We start from the raw sequence: 6,125 nt of genomic DNA, 5'->3' as shown, positions 1-6,125 counted from the left end.
TTCCAGGTCGGGGCGACCTGAATGTTGGCGTTCACCACATCGACCGGGCTCGGCCGCCAGCGCAGGGTCGCCGAGCCCTGGGCGCCGATATTCTGGGGCTTGCCCAGCAGCCGCCGGGCGCCCGTCAACACGCCGGCGCCGGTCACCAGCGTATCGCGACTGTCGCCCCGCCCGAGCAGGTTCGGAAACTGGATGTCGAGGCCGAGCTCGGCCTCGGGCGTGATCTGGAAGGCGCGCGACGCCTGCGCCAGCCAGCCGATCCGGTTGGAATACTGCAGATGCCGAAGACCGACAGACCAGGTCGTACCGCCGCCTTGCGGGCCTGTCCGCGCCACGACAACGTTGACCAGCTGCGACTGACCGCGCACGTCGAGCCCCGCATTGGAGCCGGAGATCAGTTCGATCCGCACGACGCTGCTGGCGGGAATGCGCTTGAGCAGTTCCGATGCGGCGGTCTTGGAGCTCGGCCGCTCGCCATTGATCAACAGGTTGCCGGCGGCGGCGAACCCGCGACGCTCGTCACCATCCTTGAGCTCGAAACCCGGGACCCGGGCAACCATGTCGTTGGCGTTGACCGGATTGTAGGGCGCGAAAAATGCGGCGGGAAAGCTTGAGACACCCTCCTGCCCGGCAGGTTGAGGCGGGACCGTCGCCTGGGCGTTCGCCGCAAGCGGCAGCCCCGCCAGCACCAGCGCCGAGGCTGCCCATCGCCAGGCGCCGCCGGCCGCTCCATCACGCATCGCTACGCCCCCGGCGATTCACTTAGTTCGATTTATGGACTGACTTTGGACGCCATACGCCCCGGGGGCAACTGTCCGCCCTGCGCCGCGTGCGGCATGAGGATCGCTGCGAATCCAGAAGATGACGTCGGCCGAGCGCCTATCCGCGCGTCCAGCGGTCGAGAAGCGCATAGAAGACGCTTTCCCGACGTTCGCGCGCCTGGATATCGGTCATCAGCGCCGAGAGACGGCCCTTGCCGTTGTCCCGCGCGGCTATCACCGACTGGTTGTAAGCCCGGATGTTGGTCGGTCCCGCCACCACCGGCCGGGCCGGGGGTGCTGCGGCGGCCGGCGCACGACCCGCCCGGCCGCCCTGGCGGCCGGCAGCGGCGGTCTGGGTCGGGGCGGCGGCGGCCGGCGCCGAGCCGGGCGGACCCACCTCCGCCGATCGCACATATCCGGTAACGCCGCCGGCCTCGACTTCCCACCAGCCGCCGTCGGCCTGCGACTGCTTGGCTTGCAGCGCGGTTCCAACCGGCAGGTTGCGGACCGGCGCCGCCGACGCCACGGGCGCGCTGCGCAGGGCGGCGGCCCGGATCGTCACCAGGGCCGGGGCGGGGGCCGACGCCGGGGCGGCGGCCTGTTGCGGCGCGCCGGCGGCCGGCGGGCCGCCGACCGAAGTCGGCATCGACAGCCGGGTCACAGAGGGCGCGGGCGCGTAGGCCGGCGCCTGGCCGCCGAGCACGTCCGCCTCGGACGAACCATCGGTCATGGCGCGTCCCTGAGTGAACGTCTTGGCCATGGTGGTGTGCTGGTCGACCACCCCGCCCGTGACGTCGATGTCCTTCTTCAGCGCCGAAGTCAGTTCGGTGCGCTCCCGGCGGATGGCTCGGCGGTCCCTGTCGTTGGCGGCGCCCGCCAGCCGGGTGTTGATGTCGGCGAGCTGGCGTGTGCGGCATTCCACCAGCGCCTGGCCGCTATCGGCGATCTGGCGGCTGATCGCCAGCTGCCGCCCGGCGTCCTGGTCGATGTTGAATGACGCCTTTCTAAGGTCTCCGCCCGCTTCCTGCTCCTTGAGTTTGGCATAGGCGTCGGCGGTGGCGACGATGGCCACCAGGACGGCCAGGGCGGCATAGGCCTTCATGTCATCGCCGCCGCCCAGGCCGCCGAGGCCCGGGACGTTGAGGCCCATGGCGCTCGACAGCATGTCGGGCCCAAACAGCGCCGCCGAGGCGGAAGGCGCGGGCGCGCCCTGCGCCTGGGGCTGAGACGCTGCGCTCTGCATGGCCATGTTGCCCACCGCGCCCATCAGCGAGCCCATCCCGCCCAGGCCGCCGAGACCGCCGCCGCCCCGGCCCAGCGGAATACCGCCGCTCATCACGCCCTTGGCCAGCACCATGGCCCCGGTCTTGAGACCCTCGCCGATGGCGGCGCTCGTCTTGGAGCGCTTTAGGTCGCCATACTCCTTGTCGAGCTGGACCAGCGGCGCCCGCTCGGTCTGACAGCCGTTCAACACGGCGTCACGGCTCTGGGCGAGGGCCGGTGGCGGGATCAGTCCGATCAGGGCGACGATGCTGACCGTCGCGCGCAAACGCCGTGAATGGAACCCGCCCATCGCCCTCGCCTCCCGTCCGTCTCAGTTGACGCCCAGCCGCGCCAGTTCGTCCCGCGCCGCTTGGTCACCCGCCGCCAGGGCCTTACGATACCAGTCTATCGCCGCCTTGCGATCCGCGCGGGCGCCCTGGCCTGTTTCATACATGATGCCCAGGTTGCGCATGGCCAGAGCGCTGCCCCGGTCCGCCGCCTGACGGAACAGACGCACCGCCTCGACCGGATTGGCCGCGACGCCGGCGCCGCGCGCCGTCAAACTGCCCAGCCCCAGATAACCGCGCGCATCTCCGGCGTTGGCCGCCAGCCGATAATAGTCCGCCGCGCGGGCAAAGTCCTGCGGCAGGCCCTGGCCGGTCTCGAACATCACAGCGAGGCTCGACATGCCCTCACTGTTGCCGGCTTCCGCGGCGCGCTGGTACCAGGTGGCGGCCTGGACGACATCCTTGGGCACGGCCTCGCCGTCTTCGAAGACATAGCCCAGCCGGACCATGGCGTCGGTGTCGCCGGCCACCGCCGCCCGCTGATAGAGCGAGAAAGCCCGGCGCGGATCGCGCGGCACGCCCTCGCCCCGCTCATAGAGTTCACCAAGCTGGGCGATCGACGGGCCGTCGCCTGCATCGACCGCCTTCTGCAGCCAGCTGGCCGCCTGACGTGCATCCGGCGCCGCGCCGCGCCCGCGCAGATAGACCTCGGCCAGCATGCCCATGGCGTTGGCCGAGCCGCGATCCGCCGCCTGTCGCAGCCAACGCACGCCGTCAGCCTCGTCCTGCGCCGTCCCGAATCCGTTCAGCCGGCAGAGCGCCCAGTTGACCATCCCCCCGGAATGTCCGGCGTCGGCCGAGGCCTTGAACCAGCGGGCGGCGGACGCCGCGTCCTTGGCGACTCCGCGCCCGGTCAGCGACATCACGCCCAGATTGAACATTGCGGCGCCGTTGCCTTGGCCCGCGGCGGCGGTCCAGTCGCGCACGGCGGCGCGATAGTCGGCCCGACCGAAGGCGTCGCGCGCCGCGACCACCAGATCCTGTCCCGGCTGCGCCGAGCGCGAGGCCACCTGGAACGAGCCCGCCGGCAAGCGCTCCAGCGCCTTGACGCGGTTGGCCGCCAGCCTCCGGAACGAACCGCTGATCTCGCCCCGGTCCTGAGCGTCCATATAGGCCTTGAAATCCGCCGGATCGTCGCTGTCCTTGATCGACGACCAGAAGACCTGGTCCTTCTCCCACTTGATCTTGGTCAGGTCGGCGGCCGGCGCGGCCGCCGACCTGGTCGGACCGTTGGGGTCGAAGCTCCAGTGCACATTCGGCCAGATGCCCTGCAGGTCCGGCGTCTGCTGGCCCTCGGTCATCCGCTCGACCTCGGCCTGAACATAGCTGGGCAGTTCGCCCACCGTGATCCCGGGCCGGGTCAGGCCCTGGGTGAGGGCGAGGGCGAAGGGGCTGTTGTTGGCGCCGGGCGCGGCGTCCTGCGCGACCTCGCCGGGACCGGCGGCCATCAAGGTCACGACCTGGACGCTGGTGGTCGAGGCTTCGCGCGCCAGTCCGCGCGTGTTGCCGCCGAGACTGCGCGTGGCGGTCGGATTGTTTCGGCAGGCGTCGAGGATGATCAGACGCACGGCCTTGGCGCCCAGCATCGCCTGGCCCAGCCGCGCCGATTCCACCGCCGATCCGGTCAGAGCCGACTTCGTGGTGCTGATCGCGTCCTTGGGCAGGAGGTAGTTGACCCCGTCGATCATCGCGCCGTGGCCGGCGTAGTAGATGACGGCGGCTTCCGAGCCCTGGGCCGCCGTCTCGAACTCACCCAGACCCTCGATCAGCTGCGAGCGGTTGGGATCGGTCAACACCGTCACCTGGAAGCCGAGCTTCTGCAGCGTCTGCTGCACCAGACGGGCGTCCTTGGCCGGGTTCGCCAGGCTGGGGACCTTGTCGTATTGCGAAACGCCGACGACCAGCGCGACCCGAGGCGCCGCCAGCGCCGCCGTGGCCAAAGCCACGTTGACGATCAGCGCCATCGTGAACAGCAGGCCGAACACGGCGGGGCGCACGCGCCACGCCTTCGAGGTTTCCGGACGCGGCCAGGCCGCCCGACCCATCACGCTCTCGCCTCCAGGCCCCAAGTCGGCCCTGGTTAACATACGGCCGGCACGGAAGCACGGACGCGTCGGCGCGATCAAGGCGCGCAATGGTCAAATCCCCGCGACGGACCGCCGCGCCGTCAGGGAAGCGGGCGTTCCGCGCTGTCACGCGGCCGGGCCCGCGTGAAGGCTGGACGCGGCGCCGAGGTGCGCACCTGTTCCAGCCAGTAGACCCCGTCATAGGGCTCCGAATTGCCGCGGGTGCCCAGGAAGTCCACATCGCCGTCGCCGTCCACATCCCGCGCGACAAAGGCGTCGAACATGCCCCGTCGACGCCGCGAAATGTCATGCCGCACCCACCGGCCGGTCGACGCGCCCGGATTCTCGAACCAACCAAGACGTCCCATGGACGCCGTGAGCGGAAGATCGCCGTCGGCGTCCCTTGGCATCGCGCTGTAGCCGCCGGAGATCGCATCCATATCGCCATCGCCGTCGATGTCGGCCAGGGTCAGGCCGGTCACGCGATCCGGGAGCAGCGATCCCATCTCATGAAAACGCCAGACGCCTTCGAGGCTGTCGGGCTGTTTGAACCAACCCAGTCGGAAGGACGACGCGGCGACGATGTCCAGGCGACCATCGGCGTCGAAATCGTGAAAGGCCAGATTGAACACCCCCGTGCGCCCACCCTCGGTCCGCGCCTCGATCGGCGAGAATGCGCCCCCGTCGTTTCGGAAGATGATCAACCGCTCCCCGACCCGCGCCCCGCCGACAATGTCCATGTCGCCGTCCTTGTCGATATCGATGGGCGTGGCGTTCTGCGGCACGCCATAGGTTCCCAACTGGGTTTCGCTCCAGCTCGCGCCGTCCAGCGGCGGGCCCTTGATCTGGAACACGGAGATGGGACCGGGCGGGGTCTGCGGGGTTGGATTCTGTTCGACCTTGTTGGCCGAACTCACCTCGAGCCGTCCGTCGCCATCGAAATCGGCCAGGAACACCCGGATGAACGAACCCCGCCCCTTGGTGGCCGGGACGATCAGGCGCTTCCACGGCCGCGTCCTGGAATCCCGACCCGGATTCTCAAAATAGATCAGGTGGCCCAGCTCCGCGGCGACGACCACGTCCGGGAATCCGTCGCGATTGAGATCACCGATGGCTGCGTCTTCCGCCGCGCCCGCCTCGGGCCCGCTGGCCAGGGTTACATTCTCCCATCGACCGGGCGTGCGCGTTCGAAACGCGATCCGGACCAGGCCGTCGGCCACGCCGTCATAGCGCACGTCCGATTCATGCACCGAAACAATGTCCTCCAGGCCGTCACGGTCCAGGTCGGCCATCACCAGACCGTCGCCGCCGGAAAGCGGGCGACCATCGTCCATGCGCTCGTCGATCACGTGCTCGCGCCAGGATATGTAACGACCATCGGCGGACCGCGCCTGGGTCGGCGCGTCGCCGACCGCCGGCTGGGCCTGGGCCTGGGCGGCGGAGGCGCAGATCGCCGCGGCGAACAGGCCGCCAACCCAAGTCCTCAACCCGGCCATCCTCGCCCCCAATGCCTCGGCGCCAAACCGAGATTCGAATGGAGCCCGTCCATGGACGGCGGTCAATTGTCTGACTTGGCCCGGAGTTCCGGTGGTGCCGCCTAGGTGACTCGAACACCTGACCTACGCATTACGAATGCGCCGCTCTACCGGCTGAGCTAAGGCGGCCCCTTCCGGAGGCGGGCTTTTACC

Annotated in this window: 3 protein-coding genes, 1 tRNA gene and 1 pseudogene; all 5 read right to left on the bottom strand. The window is 69.8% G+C overall.

Annotated elements, in window-relative coordinates:
* Window positions 1-740: pseudogene (locus ACIQ3R_RS13975) on the bottom strand (hypothetical protein); the annotation flags it as partial.
* Between the two features lie 139 nt (window positions 741-879).
* On the bottom strand, window positions 880-2,334 hold the full coding sequence (locus tag ACIQ3R_RS13970; protein ID WP_397419470.1) for an SH3 domain-containing protein: 1,455 nt from the start codon (window positions 2,332-2,334) through the stop codon (window positions 880-882).
* Between the two features lie 21 nt (window positions 2,335-2,355).
* Complete coding sequence (locus ACIQ3R_RS13965) at window positions 2,356-4,368, bottom strand: caspase family protein (protein WP_397419469.1); 2,013 nt, start codon at window positions 4,366-4,368, stop codon at window positions 2,356-2,358.
* 170 nt (window positions 4,369-4,538) lie between these two features.
* Window positions 4,539-5,924 carry an FG-GAP repeat domain-containing protein gene (locus ACIQ3R_RS13960; protein ID WP_397419468.1) on the bottom strand — a complete coding sequence of 462 codons (1,386 nt, stop codon included), beginning with the start codon at window positions 5,922-5,924 and terminating at the stop codon, window positions 4,539-4,541.
* Between the two features lie 101 nt (window positions 5,925-6,025).
* Window positions 6,026-6,101: transfer RNA gene (locus ACIQ3R_RS13955), tRNA-Thr, on the bottom strand.
* Window positions 6,102-6,125 lie beyond the last annotated feature (24 nt).

The sequence above is a fragment of the Phenylobacterium sp. genome (assembly GCF_044371015.1).
Lineage (GTDB): Bacteria > Pseudomonadota > Alphaproteobacteria > Caulobacterales > Caulobacteraceae > Phenylobacterium.
Note: the sequence above shows the minus strand (reverse complement) of the source record. Positions and strands in the feature narration are given on the sequence as shown.

What these genes read in the sequence shown, in the direction of transcription:
- ACIQ3R_RS13970 (WP_397419470.1), bottom strand. Translation starts at nt 2,334, where the DNA reads ATGGGCGGGTTCCATTCACGGCGTTTGCGCGCGACGGTCAGCATCGTC.